General features: G+C 66.1%; 19 protein-coding genes. 14 read left to right on the forward strand and 5 right to left on the reverse strand.

Annotated elements, in window-relative coordinates:
* Positions 1-61: 61 nt before the first annotated feature.
* A complete protein-coding gene (locus E3T55_RS19190) occupies positions 62-1,282 on the reverse strand; it encodes an HRDC domain-containing protein (RefSeq protein WP_420898020.1) in 1,221 nt (406 codons plus the stop codon).
* An 88-nt stretch (positions 1,283-1,370) separates the two neighbouring features.
* Positions 1,371-1,961, reverse strand: a complete 591-nt coding sequence (locus E3T55_RS19195) for a DUF3000 domain-containing protein (protein WP_134521139.1) — start codon at positions 1,959-1,961, stop codon at positions 1,371-1,373.
* A 100-nt stretch (positions 1,962-2,061) separates the two neighbouring features.
* Here E3T55_RS19195 and E3T55_RS19200 point away from each other — a divergent pair, with 100 nt between their 5' ends.
* Positions 2,062-3,327: an alpha/beta hydrolase family protein gene (locus E3T55_RS19200; protein WP_134521140.1), complete on the forward strand. Its 1,266-nt coding sequence runs from the start codon at positions 2,062-2,064 to the stop codon at positions 3,325-3,327.
* Positions 3,328-3,421: 94 nt separating this feature from the next.
* Here E3T55_RS19200 and E3T55_RS19205 read toward each other — a convergent pair whose 3' ends face one another.
* Both E3T55_RS19205 and E3T55_RS19210 read right to left on the reverse strand, forming a co-directional pair.
* Entirely contained in the window at positions 3,422-3,862 is a 441-nt protein-coding gene (locus tag E3T55_RS19205; protein WP_134521141.1) for a SufE family protein, read from the reverse strand.
* A gap of 14 nt (positions 3,863-3,876) precedes the next feature.
* Positions 3,877-4,800, reverse strand: coding sequence for a sulfurtransferase (locus E3T55_RS19210; protein ID WP_134521142.1), 924 nt, complete (start codon positions 4,798-4,800; stop codon positions 3,877-3,879).
* Positions 4,801-4,968: 168 nt separating this feature from the next.
* On the opposite strand from E3T55_RS19210, the gene zapE reads away from it, so the two are divergent.
* Both zapE and E3T55_RS19220 read left to right on the forward strand, forming a co-directional pair.
* The gene (zapE, locus tag E3T55_RS19215) at positions 4,969-6,033 is read left to right on the forward strand and encodes a cell division protein ZapE (RefSeq protein WP_134521143.1); all 1,065 of its coding nucleotides are present in this window, start codon (positions 4,969-4,971) and stop codon (positions 6,031-6,033) included.
* 206 nt (positions 6,034-6,239) lie between these two features.
* Positions 6,240-7,463 carry an ammonium transporter gene (locus tag E3T55_RS19220; protein ID WP_134521144.1) on the forward strand — a complete coding sequence of 408 codons (1,224 nt, stop codon included), beginning with the start codon at positions 6,240-6,242 and terminating at the stop codon, positions 7,461-7,463.
* A gap of 332 nt (positions 7,464-7,795) precedes the next feature.
* Here E3T55_RS19220 and E3T55_RS19225 read toward each other — a convergent pair whose 3' ends face one another.
* Positions 7,796-8,977, reverse strand: coding sequence for a MarP family serine protease (locus E3T55_RS19225; RefSeq protein ID WP_134521145.1), 1,182 nt, complete (start codon positions 8,975-8,977; stop codon positions 7,796-7,798).
* Positions 8,978-9,216: 239 nt separating this feature from the next.
* Between E3T55_RS19225 and iolC the strand changes: the two genes are divergently transcribed.
* From iolC to E3T55_RS19280, 11 genes are all read left to right on the forward strand, one after another.
* On the forward strand, positions 9,217-10,197 hold the full coding sequence (gene iolC / locus E3T55_RS19230; protein ID WP_134521146.1) for a 5-dehydro-2-deoxygluconokinase: 981 nt from the start codon (positions 9,217-9,219) through the stop codon (positions 10,195-10,197).
* A complete protein-coding gene (locus E3T55_RS19235; RefSeq protein ID WP_241993159.1) occupies positions 10,194-11,201 on the forward strand; it encodes a class I fructose-bisphosphate aldolase in 1,008 nt (335 codons plus the stop codon). Before iolC ends, E3T55_RS19235 begins: the two co-directional genes overlap by 4 nt.
* Positions 11,198-12,733, forward strand: a complete 1,536-nt coding sequence (locus E3T55_RS19240) for a CoA-acylating methylmalonate-semialdehyde dehydrogenase (RefSeq protein WP_134521147.1) — start codon at positions 11,198-11,200, stop codon at positions 12,731-12,733. Before E3T55_RS19235 ends, E3T55_RS19240 begins: the two co-directional genes overlap by 4 nt.
* Before the next feature lie 5 nt (positions 12,734-12,738).
* Positions 12,739-13,668, forward strand: a complete 930-nt coding sequence (gene iolB, locus E3T55_RS19245; RefSeq protein WP_134521148.1) for a 5-deoxy-glucuronate isomerase — start codon at positions 12,739-12,741, stop codon at positions 13,666-13,668.
* Between the two features lie 49 nt (positions 13,669-13,717).
* Positions 13,718-15,625, forward strand: a complete 1,908-nt coding sequence (iolD, locus tag E3T55_RS19250; protein WP_134521149.1) for a 3D-(3,5/4)-trihydroxycyclohexane-1,2-dione acylhydrolase (decyclizing) — start codon at positions 13,718-13,720, stop codon at positions 15,623-15,625.
* A gap of 2 nt (positions 15,626-15,627) precedes the next feature.
* Positions 15,628-16,572 (forward strand): sugar phosphate isomerase/epimerase family protein, encoded by a 945-nt coding sequence (locus tag E3T55_RS19255; protein ID WP_134521150.1) that lies wholly within the window; start codon positions 15,628-15,630, stop codon positions 16,570-16,572.
* Positions 16,573-16,615: 43 nt separating this feature from the next.
* Positions 16,616-17,653, forward strand: a complete 1,038-nt coding sequence (locus tag E3T55_RS19260; RefSeq protein WP_134521151.1) for a Gfo/Idh/MocA family protein — start codon at positions 16,616-16,618, stop codon at positions 17,651-17,653.
* A gap of 37 nt (positions 17,654-17,690) precedes the next feature.
* Positions 17,691-18,560: a sugar phosphate isomerase/epimerase family protein gene (locus E3T55_RS19265; protein WP_134521152.1), complete on the forward strand. Its 870-nt coding sequence runs from the start codon at positions 17,691-17,693 to the stop codon at positions 18,558-18,560.
* Positions 18,561-18,751: 191 nt separating this feature from the next.
* On the forward strand, positions 18,752-19,804 hold the full coding sequence (locus E3T55_RS19270; RefSeq protein ID WP_166791847.1) for a substrate-binding domain-containing protein: 1,053 nt from the start codon (positions 18,752-18,754) through the stop codon (positions 19,802-19,804).
* 130 nt (positions 19,805-19,934) lie between these two features.
* Positions 19,935-21,044: an ABC transporter permease gene (locus E3T55_RS19275; RefSeq protein ID WP_134521154.1), complete on the forward strand. Its 1,110-nt coding sequence runs from the start codon at positions 19,935-19,937 to the stop codon at positions 21,042-21,044.
* Positions 21,041-21,811, forward strand: coding sequence for an ATP-binding cassette domain-containing protein (locus E3T55_RS19280; protein ID WP_134521155.1), 771 nt, complete (start codon positions 21,041-21,043; stop codon positions 21,809-21,811). The genes E3T55_RS19275 and E3T55_RS19280 overlap by 4 nt, the downstream gene beginning before the upstream one ends.

Raw genomic sequence — 21,811 nt, forward strand, 5'->3', positions numbered from 1 at the left:
GTTCGGGTCAGGGCCGATCCTAGAGGGGCAACATTTATGAACGAGAATCCTTTGCCGCTTTCTACGACTCGGAATCCGGAGCGGGCTCCTCGGTTTGGTGATCATCTACAAAAGCTTCGGCGATTACTTGTGCAGTGGCGTCAATTTGCCACTGCCGCGCACCGAGCTCTGCCAGGGCCAGGGCGACGGATGCCGCATCCGTCGGCTGCGGAGGCGACCACGCGACGCGACGCAGATAGTCGGGGGTCAGCAGATTCTCGAGCGGAATCGACAGGGCCTCTCCGACCTCGGCGAGGGCGAGGCGGGCGAACCGGTAACGAACGTCGGCTTCGGGGTTACGTTCGGCCCAGGCGCGCGGCGGCGGCAGGGTGTCGCCCGACGGCTTGAGCTGCGGCAACTCGGTCGTGGTCTGCGCGAACGCAATCGCCGCCCACCACCGGTCGAGCTGGCTGCGGCTGGCGCGTCCCGTGAACTCGCGCAGATTCGAGAGAGCCTGCCGGGTGCTGGGGTTGAGCTTCGCCGCGGCGATAATGGCGGCATCGGGAATGAGCCGACCGGGTGAAATGTCCACGTCACGGGCGTAGTCGTCGCGCGCGATCCAGAGTTCCCTGGCCACGGCGAGGTTGCGCACCCCGCGCAGCCCGTGCACGCCAGAGAGGCGGCGCCACGGTTCTGCCCTGGCCGGCTTGGCTTCCTTGGCCAGCACGGCCTGAAACTCCTGCTCCGCGATGCCGGACTTGCGGGCCTCGGTGAACATCATCACCATGCGGTCGTACAGATCGGGCAGCAGCTCGACGTCGAGGGCCGCATAGACGAGCCACGGTTCCGGCAACGGCCGGGTCGACCAGTTCGCGGCCGAGTGCTCTTTCTTCAGGTGGATGCTGAGCAGCTCTTCGACGACGGTGCCGAGGCCGACGCGGGGAAGTCCGAGCAGTCGCGCGCCGAGTTCGGTGTCAAAAATGCGCTGCGGGTCGATGCCGACCTCGCGCAGGCAGGCCAGGTCTTGGCTGGCCGCGTGCAGAATCCAGACCTGATCGGCCAGGGCGTCGTTGAGTTCGGAGAAATCACCGATCGGCGGCGGGTCGAACAGAAAGGTGCCGGCGTCGCGCCGGTAGATCTGAATCAGGTAGGCGCGCTGGGAATAGGTGAAACCGGATGCCCGTTCCGCGTCGATCCCGATCGGCCCGGTTCCCGCGGCGAGCAGTTTCGTCGCGGCCAGGTACCCCTCGCGGGTGTCGATGACCCGGTGGGTGCCGAGATCGATCGTGTGGCCCTCGGTAATCGTGCGGGCCCCCGGGGTGGCGACCTCTGCGGTGTGCGCTGTGATGTGCGCCGTGGTGCCGCTCGGGTCCTCGATCTGGGAGTCCCGGCTATCCACGTGCTGCTCGGCGTGCTGACAACATACTGATTCCTTCCCCCGCGGGGGGTAGCCCGGCGAGCATGCAGAGCAGCTCGCCCCAGCCTTCGACATGAGCGGTGAGGTTGTGGTCGAGCGGCGTCCAGGAGGCACGCAACTCGATCTGGGCACCATCGCCCTGCCGGGCCAATTCACCAAAGCCCGACGATAAAATCTTAGTCGCGGTACCGGAAGCCGCGACATACCGGGCTCCGCGGGCGTCCAGGGCGTCCACGAGCCAGGTCCAGGTGACCTCGGCGAGAAACGGATCGAGACCGATTTCCGTTTCCAGGGGCGCCTGCGCGAAGCACACGACGCGAAAGGCCCCGCCCCAGGCATCCGGTTCCTCCGGGTCGTAGAGCAAGATGAAGCGTCCGGTTCCGAGATCCGAGTCGCTGCCGTGCCGCACCGGCGCGATGTCGGCCGAGAAGGCGACAGCGTAGGGTGCAAGGCGGCTGGGAGCCGGGATTTCGGTGACGATCAGTTCCGGGCGACGCAGTGCGCTGCGCAGCGCTCGAAGCGCGGCCGCGAACTCCGGGGGGAGCGTTTCCTCTGTTTCAGGCACGTCTGCAGACTAGAGTTTTTTTTGAGCCCTGCCGTGAGGCACGCCGTCCAGCCCGGAGGTACGTGTGGCAATCTTTCAGCAAGGTGGGGTAAAAGCGGCCGTGACCGGCGGTGTTGTCACCGGCAGCCCTGTTAACCGCAGCCCTGTCGACCGCAGCCCTGTCGACCGCAGTATCGTGACCGGGGCCGTGGTGGTTGGCATCGTGGTTGCTGGCCTCGCCGTCGCCGTGATCGCCGGCGCGAGCGTGCTGACCGCGGTGATGGCGCGCACAATCGTCACCCCGCCCCGCAAACGCATCGACGACACCCGGGTGATCGACGTCGACCACGATATTGGCAGTGTCTCCCTGCAGGCCACAGCCGATTCGGTGCTGCCGGGGGAGTACAGCCTGTTCTTCGACTCCAACGCCGGTCATGCCCGCCTCGGCGAGGTGCTCGGTGTCGCCCCCGGAACGGTGACGAGAGCTCTGCTCGGCGTCTACTACGGCGACCTCGCCACGGCGCGCACCGGACGGTTGAGCGGATGGCTGTACCGCAGCCCCGCAGACCAGGGTCTCGACTTCGAAAACGTGCTGATTGCGACCACGGCCGGGCCCGCGCCGGCCTGGCTGGTGCCGGCCAGGCCCGTGGAGCCAACTGGCCCCGCAGAACCCGCGATGCAGCAGCCCTGGGTGATCCAGGTGCACGGTCGGGGCGTGACCCGGGAAGAGGGGCTGCGGGCCATTCCGGTCTTTCGCGATGCGGGCTACACCTCGCTGTTGATCTCCTACCGCAACGACGGTGAAGCTCCGCGCAGCGCCGACGGCCGCTACGGGCTGGGTGACACCGAATGGCTCGATGTGGAGGCGGCCATCGAGTACGCGCTGCTGCACGGCGCCTCGGAGGTCGTGCTCATGGGCTGGTCGATGGGCGGCGCGATCGTGCTGCAGACCGCCACCCGCACCCATCACCGAAACCGAATCCGCGGGCTGGTACTCGACTCCCCGGTCATCGACTGGGCCGATGTCGTCGCGCACCAGAGCACTCTGAACCGACTGCCCGTTGCGATTGCGCGCGGGGCCATGCACGTAATGGGGCGCAGGTGGGGCGGGCTGCTGACCGGCCAGGCCGCCCCGATTGACTTTCTGCGATTGGACTTCGTCGCGCGGGCGAACGAGCTCGCGCTGCCGATCCTGTTGCTGCACAGCGACGATGACGGGTTCGTGCCGGTGACCGGCTCCCGCAAGCTCGCCCTCAGCCGCCCCGACATCGTCACCTTCGTGCCGTTCACCGTGGCGCGACACACGAAACTGTTCAATTACGACCCGCACGGCTGGACCGGCGCGATCCGGGACTGGCTTGCCGCTCAGGCATCCGCATCCAGCTGAGTCGTGACGGCGGGGCGGACTACTGCGGGGCGGACTACGGCGGGGCGGACTACGGCGGGGCGGACTACTGCGGGGCGGACTACGGCGGGGCGGACTACTGCGGGGCGCGCTCGCGCAGCTGACGCTTGGTGCGGGCGAGCATTGCCGACATGCCACGAAGCCGTAGCGGCGAGACCGCCCGGCGCAGCCCGATCGAGTCGGGAAAATCGTCGGGCACATCGAGCGCCTCTTCGACCGACAGACCGTCGAGGCCCTGCGCGATGATCGACACGAAGCCGCGGGTCGTCGGGGACTCCCGCGGCGCCGTCGCGAAAATGTGCACCGAACGATCCTCCTCCACCTCGATGAAGATGTAGACCGGCGTCTGGCATTCTTCGACCCGCTCGAAGAGATCGGTGTGATCCCGGTAGCGTTCGGGCAGTTCGGGCAGCTCATTCGAGAACTCGAGCAGCAGCATGAGCCGATCACGCTCTTCGAGGGCGAGAAAATCGTCCCGAATCGCAGCGAGTTGAGCGGGCAGGGCTTGTGCGGTCATAGCGGGCGAGCCGGTTATCGCGTGAGCGCGGCAGCACCGACGGGTGCCGGGGCGACTCCGACGTCGGCACCGAGAACGATGGGAACGCGCACGGCGTTGCCCCATTCCGTCCAGGATCCGTCGTAGTTGCGCACACCCTCGAAGCCCAGCAGGTGCGTCAGCACGAACCAGGTGTGGCTCGAGCGCTCGCCGATTCGGCAGTACGCGATGACGTTGTCGCCCTCGGTGAGGCCGGCCTCGCCCTTGTAGATGGCGTCGAGTTCCTCGCGGGTCTTGAACGAGGCGTCCGGGGCTGCGGCTCGTGCCCACGGCACCGACGCGGCCGACGGAATGTGGCCGCCGCGCAGGGCGCCCTCTTCCGGGTAGGCGGGCATCGTCGTGCGGGCACCGGTGTACTCCTCCGGGGAGCGCACGTCGATGAGCGGGTTACCGAAGTGAGCGAGCACGTCGTCCTTGAAGGCGCGAATCGGAGCGTCGTTTCGTTCCACTTCGGGGTACACGGCGGGCGCGACCACGGTTGCATCCGTCGTGACGCTGCGGCCCTCGGCGATCCACTTGTCTCGTCCGCCGTCGAGCAGACGCACATCCGTGTGGCCGAACAGAGAGAAGACCCAGAGGGCGTAGGCGGCCCACCAGTTGGTCTTGTCGCCGTAGATGACGACGGTCGTGTCGCGCGCGATGCCCTTGGCGCCGAGCACGGCGGCGAATGCGGCGCTTCCGACGAAGTCGCGGTTGACCGGATCGTTGAGGTCGGTGTGCCAGTCGATCTTGACCGAACCGGGAATGTGGCCGGTCTCATACAGCAGCACGTCTTCATCGGACTCGACGACGACGAGACCGGCCGTGCCGAGGTGGGCCTGGAGCCACTCGGTCGAGACGAGGCGTTCGGGGTGCGCGTAGGCGGTGAATTTGGATGCCGGATCGAGTTCGATGGTCAAGATAACCTCCAGGTTGGGACTGTGTGCGGCTCTGTCACCCGGTGCGGGGCCGGCTGCAAGCGGATTAGGCTTGGACATCTGCCATTACTTAAAGCTACGCGGAATGGCGGGTGGCCGCTGTCTGCGCGGTCACCGTTCGACACAGAATAGAAGAGACGGGTTGTTTCAATGACTGCAGCTGCCGCGCAGAAGACCAAGCGCCAGGTACCCAGGCTCACCGACCGTTCGCCCACCATCACGGGCGCCGAGATCGTGGCAGAGCTGGTTCCGCCGCCGCAGTTCGAGCACGCCTCCTTCGAGTCCTACCGCCCCGATCTGGCCTACCCCTCGCAGATGGGCGCGGTCGAGAAGCTGCAGGCCTTTGCCGGAGCGGGGCAGGGCCAGCGCACCGGCGGGTTCTTCTCGCGCAGCCGCAAGGTCAAGGCCGAGCTGCCCGGAATCTACCTCGACGGTGGTTTCGGCGTGGGCAAGACCCACCTGCTGGCCGCCCTCTGGCACTCCTCGCCGGGCCCGAAGTACTTCGGCACCTTCATCGAGTACACCGCCCTCGTCGGCGCCCTCGGCTACCAGGAGACCATCACGCAGCTGCGCAGCGCCAAGCTCATCTGCATCGACGAGTTCGAACTCGACGATCCGGGCGACACCATGGTCATGACGCGTCTGCTCGGCGAACTCGTCAAGACCGGCACCCGGGTCGCCGCCACGTCCAACACGCCCCCGAACTCCCTCGGCGAGGGCCGGTTCGCGGCCCAGGACTTTCTGCGCGAAATTCGTGCCATGTCCGACAACTTCGAGACCCTGCGCATCGACGGCCTCGATTATCGGCGCCGCAAGGCCGAGGGTCACGCGGTGGCCGTCGAGCCCGAGACACTCGACCACATGGTCACCGCGCTCGCGCAGCGCGGCTCCCAGGTGACCCGTGACGATTTCGGCGCCCTCATGACCCACCTGGCCACGGTGCATCCGTCGAAGTACGTCAAGGTCATCAACGGCGTGAGCGTCATCGCGCTCAGCAACGTCTTCCTGCTGACCGATCAGACGGATGCCCTGCGCCTCGTGGCCTTCATCGACCGCGTGTACGACGCGGAGATTCCCATCATTGCCAGTGGTCGCCCCCTCAGCGAGGTTTTCGATACCGAGATGCTCGCGGGCGGCTACCGCAAGAAGTACCTGCGCTCACTGTCGCGCATCGTCGCCCTCACCACCGGAGAGCTGCCCCCGCACGCCGAATGAGGGGTCACCCGCTCGACTCTGATTGTCACTGTGCACTCATTCGATGGATGTCTCGGGGCCGATTATGCGCCTGATCGGGAGCTTCAGTAGCGCTGAAGAATCCGTAACATGCAGGAAACACTACGGTGCACTTGCCGAAACGTCCTCGCACGATACTGGTGCTCACACAGACCGGCACACACTGCACACGAGCGTGAGGACAATCAATGGATACCGGAAGCATCGCATGGGGGCTGACAGCCACCGCACTGGTGTTGTTCATGACACCGGGTGTCGCCTTCTTCTACGGCGGACTGGTCAAGGCCAAGAGCGTCATCAGCATGATGATGATGAGCTTCGGCGCACTCGGGCTCATCAGCGTGCTGTGGATTCTCTACGGCTACAACATGAGCGTCGCCGGCAGCGTGACCTCCTTCGCCGGCAATCCGTTCTCCGACTTCGGCCTGGGTGCGATGGCAACCGGCGAGTCCGGTAACACCGACCTGATCGGCGCCGCCTACGGCGCCACCTTCGCCATCATCACGGTGGCCCTCATCTCCGGAGCCGTCGCCGACCGCGCGAAGTTCGGCTCCTGGATGATCTTCGCCGGTGTCTGGGCCACGCTCGTCTACTTCCCCGTTGCGGCCTGGGTCTGGGGCGGCGGCTGGATCCTCAACCTCGGCGAGACCCTCGGCCTCCCGGGCGTCATCGACTATGCCGGTGGTACCGCGGTGCACATCAACGCCGGAGCCGCAGCCCTCGCGCTGGCCCTGGTCCTCGGAAAGCGCGTCGGCTTCCAGAAGGGCATCACCAAGCCGCACAACGTACCGCTCGTGCTCATCGGTGCCTCCATTCTCTGGTTCGGCTGGTTCGGCTTCAACGCTGGAGCCGAGTGGATCAACGGCCTCGCCAACGTCGGCCTCATCGTGGTCAACACCCTGGGCGCGACCGCCGCGGCCATCCTCGGCTGGATGATCGTCGAGAAGTTCAAGGACGGCAAGGCCACGTCCATCGGTGCCGCCTCGGGCGCCGTCGCGGGCCTCGTCGCGATCACGCCGGCCTGCGCCAACCTGTCGCCGGGCTGGGCGCTCGTTCTCGGTATCGTCGCCGGTGCCGTCTGCGCCATGGCCATCGAGCTCAAGTTCAAGCTCGGCTTCGACGACTCGCTCGACGTCGTCGGCATCCACCTCGTCGGTGGTGTCCTCGGAACCCTGTACCTCGGCTTCTTCGCCACCGGCACCGGCCTCTTCACCGGTGGCGGCGACCTCGGACAGCTTGCCGTGCAGGCCATCGCCGCCTTCGCCGTGCTGTTCTACTCCTTCATCGTCGCCTACCTGCTCGGCATGGCAATCGAGAAGACCCTCGGCTTCCGCGTCAAGAACGAAGACGAGGTTGCCGGTATCGACACCTTCGTGCACGGCGAAGAGGGCTACGCCCTCGACCGGGTCTAGCTTCTCGCGAGATCAGCACGCAGCACCTGCGTCACAACAAGGGCACCCGCCACCGGCGGGTGCCCTTCGGTGTACCCGGTGCTGCGTGTGCCCGGTGCTGCGTGTGCCCGTGCTGCGTGTACCCGGTGCTAGCGTCTGTGTCCGATGCCGTCTGTCCGCGACGGATGCCCGTTGCGGGCATGAGTGCGCCCGATCCGGGTGGCCGCTACGGCCGTTACCGTAGCGGGCACCCGGATCGGGCGCGTTCGTCAACGCGGGACCGAGGATACGGGCGCGCGCGGGCACGTCCGCCCGAGGCTCGGACCCAGGGGCGGCATCCGCTCTGTGGCGGACTAGCCGCGCACGCAGGTGCCCGAAGAGACGGGGTCCGTGAGCGCAGCGGCGCCGGTCGCGACCGGTTCGACCTCGTCCATGGCGAGGGCGTACCCCACGTTGGCGGTGTCGGTGGACTTGGCGAAGATGACCCCGGCGACCTGGCCGGCATCGCTCAGCAGCGGACCACCCGACTCTCCCTGCTGCACGTCGCTCGCGAGGGTGTAGACCTGACGCGGGGTCGGGTCCTGGCCGTAGATATCGGCGACGCTCAATGAGCCGACCGAGAGTACCTCCGCGGGGTCGGAGACGAAGGGCCCACCAAACGGGTAGCCGTCGGCGACGGCGAGGCTGCCGGGCTCCAGGTTCTCGGTGAGTTCGAGCGGCGCCGCCGAGAAACCCTCGACCGCGATCACGGCGAGATCGTCCACGGGGTCGAAGTACACGATCTCGCCCTGCAGCGACTCGCCCGAGGGCGACTCGATCACGGGAGAGGTGACGCCCGCGACCACGTGGGCGTTGGTGACGATGCGGTCTTCCGAGACGACGAAGCCGGTGCCGGACTGGCTCTGGCCGCACGAGTACGCGGTGCCGGTAATGCGCACGACGGACTGCTCGGCGAGTGCCAGCGCCGGGTTGTCGGTGTCGAAGACGGGAATCTCGGGGGCGGGGCCGGTGAACGCGTCGACGACCCGGGGCAGCCCCTGGTTGACCGCGGCCGAGCGCAACTGGGCGATGAAGGTCTTGACCGGGTCGGGCGTGAGGCGATCGATGCCGCTGATGACCGTTGACGACGCGATCGCGGGGGAGAGAAACGGCACCCCGAGCGAGCCGACGCTCATGGCGACCATGGACGCGACGAGCGCGGCGGCGGCGGCCGTGAAGACGCCACCGAGAACCCGGTCGATTGGTCCGAGCTTGATCGCCTTGACACCGCGCCGCAGAACCGAACCGATCGACCCGCCAATCGACAGGCCGATGAAGATCAGCAACAGGGCGGCGGCGATGGATGCGGGGGTGCGCCATTCGGGTTCCGGCACCCAGGCTCCGACAATGGGAACCACGAAGTATGCCGCGACACCACCGGCGACGAGGCCAAGAATTCCGAAGACACTGCGAAACAGGCCACTGCGATAGCCGTTGATGAGCGACACGATCAACAGCAGAACAAGCAGCAGGTCGAGAATTGTGGATCCGGCCATGCGTGCGTTCGTCCATTCAGTAGAGGTAGCGGGAGGGGGCACGCGGGCGGTTCGCGGCGGCGACCCCTGTTCCCATGTCTACACGGGCAGTCTCGACAAGTCCTGAAAGAACCGGGCGCCAACCTGTATTGGGGCAATATGTCTATATGTCCTGACATTAACCCGAAAACGCGCTATGGTCGGAGTATTCCGTTTCGGACCAGCCATGGACCACGACTCAGAAAGTTGTACAAAGACGTATGTCTGAATCCCCCGATTTCTCCACCGCCACCGCCCGCGCCCTCGACGTGCTCACGATCGGACGCGTCGGCATCGACCTCTATCCGCTGCAAGACGGCCTGGGCCTGGAACACGTCGAGACCTTCGGTAAGTACCTTGGCGGGAGCGCCACCAACGTGGCCATCGCCGCGGCCCGGCACGGACTCGATTCGGCCGTCATTACCCGTACCGGAAACGATCCCTTCGGACGCTACGTGCACAACGAACTGCGCCGGCTCGGAGTGGACGACCGGTTCGTGTCGCCGGTCGAGGGCCTCAACACTCCCATCGTCTTCTGTGAGATCTTCCCGCCCGACGACTTTCCGCTCTACTTCTACCGCGATCCCATCGCCCCCGACCTCGTGATCAATCCCGAGGAACTCGATCTCGCCGCCATCCGCAGCGCCCGCATCTACTGGTCCACCGTGACCGGCCTGTGCGCCGAGCCGAGCCGGTCCGCCCACCACGCGGCCTGGGCCGCGCGCGGTCGGGCACCGCTCACGATCCTCGATCTCGACTACCGGCCGATGTTCTGGTCGTCTCCCGCCGAGGCCAGCACCGAGGTTGATCGGGCTCTCGAACAGGTCACGATTGCCGTGGGCAACCGCGAGGAGTGCGAGATCGCGGTCGGCGAGACCGAGCCGCTGCGCGCGGCCGACGCCCTGCTCGAACGTGGGGTTGAACTCGCCATCGTCAAGCAGGGACCCAAGGGTGTTCTTGCCAAGACCCGCACCGAAACGGTCGAGGTACCGCCGTATTTCGTCGACGTCGTCAATGGACTCGGCGCGGGCGACAGCTTCGGCGGCGCCCTCTGCCACGGGCTGCTGCAGGGCTGGTCGCTGCAGCGCATTCTGCAGTTCGCCAACGTCGCCGGCGCCCTCGTGGCCAGCCGACGCGAATGTTCGACCGCCATGCCCACGACCGCAGAGGTTGAATCGATACTGGAAGGAATCCGATCATGAGTGCTGCGCCGTTCACCTCGGCACGCTCCACCACCGTGGACTTCGATGCGCTGCGCGAAACGCGTGCCGCGCACCCCGAGCGCGTCGCCGAGATTCTCGCGACCCGCACGCGCCGCGACCTGGTGCGGGGCGACGGTCGCCTGTTCATCGTCGCGGCCGACCATCGAGCCAGGGGCGCTCTCGGCGTCAATGGTGACGCGATGGCCATGTCCAACCGGTATTCCCTGCTCGAGAGCCTTGCGATCGCCCTCAGCCGACCCGGTGTCGACGGTGTGCTCGGCACCCCCGACATCATCGACGATCTGGCATTGCTCGGACTTCTTGACGACAAGATCGTGGTCGGTTCGATGAACCGCGGCGGGCTGCGCGGAGCATCCTTTGAAATGGATGATCGCTACACGGCGTACGACATCGATCGGGTAAAGCGCGATCGCCTCGACTTCGCCAAGAACCTCGTGCGCATCAACCTCAGCGATCCGGGTTCGCTCAACACCCTCGAGGCCACCGCCCGCGCCGTGAGCGACGCTGCCGACGCCGGCGTGCCCATCATGCTCGAACCCTTCATGAGCGCCTGGGTCGATAATCAGGTGCAGAACGACCTGACGACGGATGCCGTGATCCTCTCGATCGCCATCGCCGAAGGCCTGGGGCATTCGAGCGCGTACTCGTGGCTGAAGCTGCCGGTCGTTCCCGACATGGAGCGCGTCATGGCCGCGACGACCCTGCCGACGCTGCTGCTCGGCGGAGACCCCGCCGGAGACCAGGACGAGGCCTTCGGCTCCTGGCAAAACGCCCTTCGGCTGCCCGGCGTGCGCGGACTCGTCGTCGGTCGCAGCCTGCTGTATCCCGCCGACGGCGATGTCGTCGGTGCGATCGACACGGCCGCCGCACTCGTGCACGGCACGCCCGCGTCCGTTCCCGCCGTTTCCGTTCTTCCCGTCTCCCGTGCGGACTATTCCGCACCGACCTATGCCTCACACCAGCAAGAAGGAGTAACACGATGACCAACACCGCAACCGAAAACGCACCCGCGACCACCTCAGACCTTCCGGTCGTCGCCCACTGGATCGACGGCGCCGAACGCGTCGGAACCTCCGGTCGCACGGCTCCGGTCTTCGACCCGGCCCGTGGCGTGCCCACCAAGCTCGTGCCGCTCGCCAACGGCACCGAGATCGAGGCCGCCATCGCGAGCGCCAAGGCCGCATTCCCCGCCTGGCGCGACCTTTCGATCGCCAAGCGCCAGACGATCATCTTCAAGTTTCGTGAACTGCTGAACGCTCGCAAGGGCGAAATGGCCGAGATCATCACGAGCGAGCACGGCAAGGTTCTCTCCGACGCCCTCGGCGAGATCTCCCGTGGCCAGGAAGTCGTGGAATTCGCCTGCGGCATCCCGCACCTGCTGAAGGGCGACTACTCCGAGAACGTCTCGACCGGTGTCGACGTGTACTCCACCCGCCAGGCCCTCGGCGTGGTCGGAATTATCAGCCCCTTCAACTTTCCCGCCATGGTCCCGATGTGGTTCTTCCCGCTCGCCCTCGCGGCCGGCAACACCGTCATCCTCAAGCCCAGCGAGAAGGACCCGAGCGCGGCCATCTGGATGGCCAAACTGCTGAAGGAGGCCGGCCTGCCCGACGGCGTCTTCACCGTGCTGCACGGCGACAAGGAATCCGTCGACGGCCTGCTCGAGCACCCCGACGTGAAGGCCATCTCCTTCGTGGGGTCCACCCCGATCGCCCAGTACGTCTACGAGACCGGAACCCGCAACGGCAAGCGCATTCAGGCCCTCGGCGGCGCCAAGAACCACATGCTCGTGCTGCCCGACGCCGACCTCGACCTCGTCGCCGACTCCGCCATCAACGCCGGCTTCGGCAGTGCGGGTGAGCGCTGCATGGCCATCAGCGTCATCGTCGCGGTCGAACCCGTCGCCGACGATCTGATCGCCAAGATTGTCTCCCGCATGAAGACCCTCACGGTCGGCGATGGCCGTCGCTCCTGCGACATGGGACCGCTCGTCACCGAGGTGCACCGCGACAAGGTCGCGAGCTACATCGACATCGCAGCCGAAGACGGCGCCACGATCGTCGTCGACGGCCGCGGCGTCGAGATTGACGGGGACCCGAACGGCTTCTGGCTCGGCCCGACCCTGATCGACGCCCTGCCGACGACCTCCCGGGCCTACATCGATGAGATCTTCGGCCCGGTGCTCTCGGTTGTGCGGGTTCCGAGCTACGAAGACGGCGTGGAGATCATCAACTCCGGCGCCTTCGGCAACGGCACCGCGATCTTCACGAACGACGGCGGCGCGGCGCGTCGCTTCCAGAACGAGATCGAGGTGGGCATGATCGGCATCAACGTTCCCATTCCGGTGCCCGTGTCCTACTTCTCCTTCGGGGGCTGGAAGAACTCGCTGTTCGGCGACACCAAGGCCCACGGCGTCGAGGGTGTGCACTTCTTCACGCGCGGCAAGGCCATCACGAGCCGCTGGCTCGACCCGAGCCACGGCGGAATCAACCTCGGCTTTCCCCAGAACGGTTAGGACCGATGCTGTCATCTGCTGAACCGACCGGACAGGACTGGTTCTACGCCCGCGGCACCCTCGAACGTGACGGTTGGGAATCGGTCGTCGACCAGTCGATCAGCGGATGGCGCTACACCGGCATCCGGGTCGCCTCGCTCGAGGCGGGCGGCTCCGTGCGCCTCGCGGCCGAGGCCGTGGAGCGCATCGTGGTCCCGCTCGCGGGTTCCTTCACGGTGCGCTATACGCTCGCGGGGGAGTCCGAGCAGCGCTCGCAGCTGCTCGTGGGGCGCGCATCCGTTTTTCACGGACCCACCGACACGCTGTACCTGCCCACCGGTACCGCGCTGTCCGTCGAGGTCGACGGGGCCGGCACCGGCCGCGTGGCCGTCGCCGAGGCGCCGACCGACGCGAGTCTGCCGGTCGCCTATATCGCGCAAGCGGATGTGCCGATCGAGCTGCGCGGGGCCGGTCGCTCCAGCCGTCAGGTGCACAACTTCGGAACCCCGGCCAGTCTGGCGGCCGACCGCCTGATCGTGTGTGAGGTGATCACCCCGGCCGAGAACTGGTCGAGTTACCCGCCGCACAAGCACGACGAGTACCGGCCCGGCGAGGAATCGACGCTGGAGGAGATCTACTACTTCGAGACGGCTGTCACTCGAGGCCAGACCGCGCCGGCCAGCGCGAGCCCGTTCGGCCTCATGCGCACCTATTCGTCCGAGGCCGGAAAGATTGAGATCATGGCGGAGGTGCACACCGGCGACGTCGCCCTCGTTCCGTTCGGCTGGCACGGGCCCTGTGTCGCGGCCCCCGGGTACGACCTCTACTACCTGAACGTGATGGCCGGCCCCGACCCCGACCGCTCGTGGCGCATCAGCGATGATCCGGCCCACGGCTGGATACGCGACACCTGGACCGGCCAGGAGTTCGACTCCCGGCTTCCGTACACCCCCTAACTTTCACCCGCAGCACTTGAAAGGACACACCGTTGTGACAACCCGCCGCATGACAGTCAGTCAGGCCCTCATCGAGTTTCTGAGCCATCAGTACACCGTTGACGGCGACATCCGTGAACGCACGATTGTCGGAACCTTCGGTATCTTCGGCCACGGTAACGTCGCGGGAATCGGTCAGGCCCTCAAACAGCTGTCCGTCGAGGACCCCACCCTCATGCCGTACCACCAGGCGCGCAACGAGCAGGGCATGGTGCACGAGTCGATCGCCTACTCGCGCATGACCCGCCGCCGTTCCACCTTCGCCTGTGCGGCATCCGTGGGCCCAGGCGCGACCAACATGCTCACCGGTGCGGCCGTCGCCACGACCAATCGGCTGCCGGTGCTGCTGCTGCCCTCCGACACCTTCGCCACCCGGGTGTCCGATCCCGTGCTGCAGCAGCTCGAACTACCGCACGACGCGAGCATGAGCGTGAACGACGCCTTCAAGCCGCTTTCACGTTTCTTCGACCGGGTCAACCGCCCCGAGCAGCTGTTCTCGGCCGCGCTCGGCGCGATGCGGGTGCTGACCGACCCGGTCGAGACCGGCGCCGTCACGATCTCCCTCCCCGAAGATGTGCAGGCCGAGGCCCTCGACGTTCCGGTGCAATTTCTCGCCGACCGGGAGTGGCACATCCGTCGCCCCCGCCCCGACCGCGGCATCATCGCCGAGGTCGCCCGGGCGATTTCCCGCAGCCGACGGCCCCTGATCGTCGCCGGCGGCGGCATCATCTATTCCGACGCCACCGCTGCACTGCGCGAATTCGTTGACGCCACCGGAATCCCCGCGGGCATGTCGCAGGCCGGCGTCGGCTCGCTGGTCTGGGATCACCCGCAGAACCTCGGCTCGATCGGCGCCACCGGAACCACGGCGGCAAACCGGGCCGCGGCCCAGGCCGACCTCATCATCGGCATCGGCACCCGCTACAGCGACTTCACCGCAGCGAGCCGCACCGCCTTCCGGAACGCCGACGTGCGCTTCATCAACATCAACGTGGCGTCCTTCGATGCGTTCAAGCACGGCAGCGCGATTCCGGTCGTCGCGGATGCCCGCGAATCGCTCCTGGAACTGAGCGCGGCCCTCGCGGGCTTCCACGTCTCCGACGAGTACCGGGCCGACTACACCCGTGAGAAGGCGACCTGGGACGCCGCGGTCGACGAATCGTTCATTGACCGTCGCCTCGCGCTGCCGAGCCAGTCCGAGATCATCGGCGCCGTGCAGCAGGCCTCAGGCCCACGCGACGTGGTGGTCTGCGCCGCCGGATCGCTGCCGGGCGATCTGCACAAGCTCTGGCGGGTGCGCGACGACCTCGGCTATCACGTCGAGTACGCGTTCTCGTGCATGGGCTACGAGATCGCCGGCGGCATCGGTGCGGCCCGGGCCGACACGACCCGAGACTCCATCGTCATGGTCGGCGACGGCTCGTACCTCATGATGCACTCCGAGATCGTCTCGGCGGTGGCCGAGGGCATCAAGTTCATCATCGTGCTGATTCAGAACCACGGTTACGCCTCGATCGGCCACCTGAGCGAGGATGTCGGATCGCAGCGCTACGGAACGCTCTACCGCTACCAGGACAAGGCAGGCAACAACTTCGAGCAGGGGGAGATTCTGCCCATCGACCTTGCAGCCAACGCCGCGAGCTACGGCCTCGACGTCATCTCGATCGAGCCCACGGCCAACGCGATCGCCGACCTCTCGGCCGCCATGAAGACGGCCAAGGCCTCGACGCGGGCGACCATGATCCACATCAACAATGACCCCCGGCTCTATGCTCCCGAAGGTGAGGGCTGGTGGGACGTTCCCGTCGCCGCCGTCTCCCGCCTCGAGAGCACCGAGGCCGCGCACGTCGACTACCTCACCCACAAGAGCCAGCAGAAGTCGCACCTCGGTGCCGGCGCCGTCGAAAGGACCAACTGACCATGAGCACCTCTCTCGCCAGCACCGAAACGCTGGCCACGACTCAGCAGCTGCGCATCGGCACCGCGCCCGACTCCTGGGGCGTCTGGTTTCCGAACGATCCGAAGCAGATCCCCTGGGAGCGTTTTCTCGACGAGGTTCAGGCGGCCGGCTACCACTGGCTCGAGCTTGGCCCCTTCGGCTACCTGCCCACCGACCCCGCCCAGCTCGAGGACGAGCTCGCCAAACGCGACCTCAAGCTCTCGGCCGGCACGGTCTTCACCGGATTCCACAAGGGAGACGACCAGTGGAAGCGTGCCTGGGATCAGGCACTGGATGTCGCGGGTCTGGTCTCGAAGCTCGGCGCCAGCCAGCTCGTGGTGATTCCGGACCTGTGGCGCAGCGATGCCACCGCCGAGGTACTCGAGGCCCGCACGCTGAGCGACGAGCAGTGGACCCGGCTCGGCGCCGGCCACGACAAGCTCGGCAAGGCCCTGCTCGAGGAATTCGGCGTCAGCCAGCAGTTCCACTCGCACGCCGACAGCCATGTCGGCACCTACCAGGAGGTCGAACGCTTCCTCGCCGAAACGGATGCCGCCTTCACCAACCTCTGCCTCGACACCGGTCACTTCGCCTACTACCTGGGCGACAACCTCAAGCTGATCGAGGCGCACCCGGAGCGCATCGGCTACCTGCACCTCAAGCAGGTCGAACCGAGCATCCTCGCCGACAGCCTCAAGAACGATCGCCCGTTCGTCGAGGCCGTCGCGCTGGGCGTGATGTGCGAGCCGCCGCTCGGCATCCCGGAGCTGGCCCCGATCATCGAGGCCGTCAGCCGCATCAACCCCGAGATCTTCGCGATCGTCGAGCAGGACATGTACGGCTGTGAGATCGACTTTCCGTTCCCCATCGCCACCCGCACCCGCGAGCACATCTTCGGATGCACGCAAGCGGCGCGCATCCGCTAGACCCGCTTTCCCCCGTCTTCACAACTCACCGAGGAGTACAACCATGTCAGAACTTCGCATCGCCGTCGTCGGAGCCGGCCAGATGGGCGCCGACCACATCAACCGCATCACCGAGCGCATCGTCGGCGCCCGTGTCAGTGTCGTCGTCGAACCCGACGTCGCCCGCGGTGCCGCGGCCGCGGCCCTCGCCCCCGGGGCCGTCGCGCTCACGAGCTTCACCGAGGCCCTGCAGCGCGATGACATCGACGCCGTGCTCGTGGCCACGCCCGGCCAGTTCCACGAGACCGTGCTGCTGCCTGCCCTCGCGGCCGGCCTGCCCATTCTCTGCGAGAAGCCGCTCACGCAAGATCCGGTGTCGTCGCTGAGGGTACTGGCGGCAGAGGAGGCCACCGGAAAGCAGCTCATCCAGGTGGGCTTCATGCGCCGCTTCGACCGCGAGTACGCCCAGCTGCGGGCCCTCATCGAATCCGACCGCACCGGCGCACTCCTCGCCCTGCACTGCGCGCACCGCAACCCGACCACGGGCGAGGGCTACACCGACAGCATGCTGATCACCGACTCCGTCGTGCACGAGATCGACGTGGTGCGCTTTCTGACCGATTCGCCGATCGTGGCCGTCGAGGTCAAGCGTCCCAAGCGCAACTCACTTGCGCCGAGCTGGCTCAACGACCCGATCCTGGTGCTGCTCGAGACCGAGTCCGGAATCCTCGCCGACGTCGAGATGAACGTCAACATCCAGTTCGGCTACCAGGTGCGCACCGAGGCCGTCTTCGAGAAGGGCGTGGCCGAGATCGGTCGCACCGCCGGACTCACCCTCTGGCAGGATGGCCAGTACGGGGGAGCAGAACACACCACGTTCAAGACGCGCTTCGCCGACGCCTACGACGCGCAGATTCAGCGTTGGGTGACCGCCACCAAGAAGGGCGAGATCGACGGACCGAGCGCATGGGACGGCTACCTCGTCGCCGCGGCGTGCGAGGCCGGCGTGCGGGCACAGGAGACCGGCGAGCGTGTCGAGGTGCAGTACGTGCCCCGGCCGGCCTTCTACAGCTCAGGACGTGCGATTCCGGTCACCGTCTAATCCCCGACTCCCTCATCACAATCCGACAGGACCCGTCGTGAAGATCGCCCTTGACCCCACCCCCTTCCATCACAGTCACACGCTGCTTGAATTTCCCCGGGTGGCCGCCGACCTGGGCTATGAGTGGCTGCAGCTCACGCCGCACGCCGACATGATTCCGTTTTTCAACCATCCGAAGGCCGATGACGACCTCGTCGCGGCTTTCAAGAAGGCGTGTGCGGATGCCGGGGTCGGCATCGCATCGGTGCTGCCGGTCCTCCGGTGGTCCGGCCCAGACGAAGACGCCCGTGAAGCGGCCGTGCGGTACTGGAAGCGGGCGATCCAGATCACGGTCGATCTCGGGGTGCAGACGATGAACACCGAGTTCAACGGTCGCCCCGAGCTGGCCGAGCAGTCGGAACGGGCGTTCTACCGCTCGATGGAGGAGCTGGTTCCGATCATCGAGCGGGAAGGGCTGACCGTGTTGATCGACCCGCATCCCGACGACTTCGTCGAAGACGGGCTCGCCGGCATCCGTGTCATTCGAGGCATTAATTCGAAGAACTTCGGCTTTGTCTACGTGGCCTCGCACACCTTTCACTACGGCAACCGGCCGCTGGAAATCATGCGGGCGGCGGGGGACATGCTGCGCCTGGTGCACGTCTCCGACACCATGGATCACAACGCCTCCCACGGTCTGCGGTACATCACGAACCCGCCCGGCAACGCGGTGCGTGTTCACCAGCACCTGAAAATGGGTGATGGCGACGTGAACTGGCCCGAATTCTTCGGCGGACTCAAGGAGATCGGCTTTCTCGACCGCTCCGACACCGTCATGGTGTCGAGCGTGTTCGCCGAGAATGAAACCAACACCGCGACGGCTGTTTTTCAGCGTGAGGCCATGCTGAGCAGCATCAAACAGGCCTGATGCGCGGCCCGCAGCGGGCCGGTGAACCACGAAATGCCCCGGAGAATGCTCCGGGGCATTCGTCATTAAAATTAAAGTAAATATGTCCTGACAAAGTCTTGACAGGGTGTGTGTTCCTTAACTACATTCAGACCAGCAAAGAAGCTGAGGTCGACGTTTCACAGCGATCGACGACGAAGGGACACAACGAAGTGACACTCACATCCTCCTCCAAGGGCCGCAAACTCGCGGCAATCACCATCGTGGGCGCGGTCGCTCTGACGCTCGCCGGCTGCACGGCCGGCAGCGCCACCGAAAACGCCTCATCCAGCACGGCCGGCCTCGAATCGGGCTTCGGCGCTCGGGCGGAAAACCGGGAAGCCTACTTCATCACCTACTACAACCCGGCATCCGATGCCTTCTGGGCTCAGATCCTCTCGGGCGCCGAGGATGCCGCCGAACTCGGCAATCTCACCCTGACCCACCAGACCGCCGACGCCGACCCGGCGACGATGGTCACGCTCGTGCAGACGGCCATCGCGACCGACCCGGCCGTGATCTTCATGCCCTTCAACGAGGGCGAAGCCTGGGTTGACGTCGCGTGCCAGGCCCATGATGCCGGCATCACGGTGATCTCCTACAACGTTCCGGCCCCCGACACCGCGGGCGAGTGCGTCTCCGGCTTCGTCGGCCAGGACTTCTACGAGGTCGGTACCATCGTCGGGCAGGCGCTCCTGGACTCCGGCAAGGTCGAAGAGGGTGACAAGGTGCTCATCACGGCCGAGGAACCCGACCAGCCCTACGCCCTGCAGCGCGGCGGCGGAGCGTACGACGTGCTCTCCGAAGCCGGCATCGGCGTTCTGCCGCAGGAGCAGTGGCTGCGAGTGGGCGGCGACGACGCCGGTGCGCTCGATGCTCTGACCTCGTGGTTGGTGGCCAACCCCGACGTGAAGGCCGTCGTTCCCGTCGGTGGTACCCCGCACCGCAACCTGCCCGCCGCTCTCGAGGCCGCCGGACTCTCCGACGTCGCCATCATCGGGTTCGACACCGCGCCCCAGATCGTTCAGGGCCTCAAGGATGGCGTCATCCTCGCCACCGCCGACCAGCAGGGCTACATCCAGGGCTTCCAGTCCACCATGCAGGGCGTGCTCGCGCTCGACTTCGGCTTCTCACCGGCCAACATCAACTCCGGTGGCCTCGGCCTGATCACCGAAGACACGGTCGAGAACATCGAAGCCGATGACCTCCAGGGCGTGCGCTGGTAGCCGCCCTCCGGCAGTCCCCGCAGCTCCATTTGCCGCAGGGGCCGGTCGAACCAGGTTCGACCGGCCCCGCCCCAGCTCTCCTCCACCCCGATACTTCCCGGCACCGTGACGTGCTCAAAGGAAAGAAACCATGTCAGACAAAACCCCCGGAAATTCATCCCCCAGGAAACAGACCCCGATTCTCGAAGTCCCGTTGCCGACGGAAGCCGTCACCGTGCGACGCAAGACCGGAGGCGAACCCGACACCTACCTCGGCCGCCTGGCCTACAACCTCCAGTTCATCCGGGGCAGGGGCGCCCTCGAAATCAGCATCGTTCTCGTCGTTCTGCTGGCCGGCTACGTCATCGCCAGCCTCATCTCGCCCACCGGCTTCGCGTTCCTGAATCCGAACAACCTGTCGGGCGTCATCTCGCAGAGCGTGCCGGTGCTGGCCATTCTGGGCCTCGCCGCCGGCATCCTGATGATTGCCGGAGAGTTCGACCTCTCCCTCGGAGCGAACATCACCCTCAGCGCCATCATCTTCATCCAGACCTCAGAGGCCGCCGGACTGTGGCTCGGAATCGCCGCCGGCGTCGGCACGGGTGTCGTGGTTGCCCTGATCAACGGCCTGATCGTCGTCTACACCAAGATCCCGTCCTTTATCGCGACCCTGGGCATGAGCTTCTTCTGGATGGGCGCCGGCATCTTCATCAACGGCACCTCTCCCGCCGCACTGACCACCTCACGCGAAGGCACCATGGAGTTCCTGTTCGCGCACAACTTCGGTTCCTTCCGCTCTCAGCTGGTCTGGTTGCTCATCATCGGCGTTGTCGCCTGGTTCTTCGTTCACCGTCACCGCCTCGGCAACCACATCTTCGCCGTCGGCGGAAACCCGGCTGCCGCCGAGGCCATCTCGATCAACACCAAGAAGGTGAAGCTCATGTCCTTCGCCATCTTCGGCGGGCTCGTCGGCTTCGCTTCCATCCTGATTGCCGTGCGCACCTCCTCGATTCAGCCCGGAGGTACGGCCACGGAGGACTTCACGCTCTTCGCCATCGCTGCGGCCGTGGTGGGTGGAACCTCGCTCACCGGCGGACGCGGCAGCGTGATCGGCATCATCGTCGGAGCCGCCCTCATCGAGCTCATCCGCAACGGCCTGTTGCTGGCCAAGGCGCCCGGCTTCTACATCACCCTGTTCGTCGGTGTCACCATCGTCATCGCGGCAATCTTCAACAAGCTCATGGAAGGGAAAGCGCGATGAGTAACGCACTTCTTCGCATCGAGGGTGTCTCCAAGAAGTACGGCCCCAACACCGTGCTGAAAGACGTCTCGTTTGAAATCGGTCAGGGCGAGGTCGTCGGACTTCTCGGCGACAACGGCGCGGGAAAGTCCACGCTGGTCAAGATTATGTCGGGCGTGGTCGATTCGACCGCCGGGGACTTCTTCTGGGACGGTCAGAAGATCGACAAGATGAACCGCGAGGTCACCGAGCGGCTGGGCGTGGAAACCATCTTCCAGGACTCCGCACTGGTGCCCCAGATGACGATCACCCGCAACATCTTCATGGGCCGCGAGGTCACGAACCGGCTGGGTTTCATGAAGATGAAAGAAATGGATGCCGTCGCCGCCGAGGTGCTCGACAGCGTCGTCACCATCGAGGGCATCAAGAGCCCCAAGCAGCTCGTGAGCTCGCTCTCTGGCGGTCAGGCCCAGGCGGTCGCCATCGCCCGGGCCGTGCACTTCAAGCGCAGTCTGCTCATTCTCGACGAGCCGACCTCGGCCCTCGCCGTGCGGGCCACCGAGGCGCTGCTGGGCTACCTCACGCAGTTGAAGGGCGAGGGCGTCAGCTCGGTTCTCGTCACCCACAACCTGCACCACGCGTATCAGGTCTGTGATCGTCACATCGTGATGAACCACGGCAAGAAGATCATGGACTCCCGCCGCGAAGACACGAGCGTCGAGGAGCTCACCGCCGCGGTCGTCGAGGGAGCCGTCGGCCTGCAACGGTTCCGAGAAGGCAAGTTCTAA

Origin of the sequence: Cryobacterium frigoriphilum (genome assembly GCF_004403305.1) — a bacterium.
In the GTDB taxonomy this organism is placed as follows: Bacteria; Actinomycetota; Actinomycetes; order Actinomycetales; family Microbacteriaceae; genus Cryobacterium; species Cryobacterium frigoriphilum.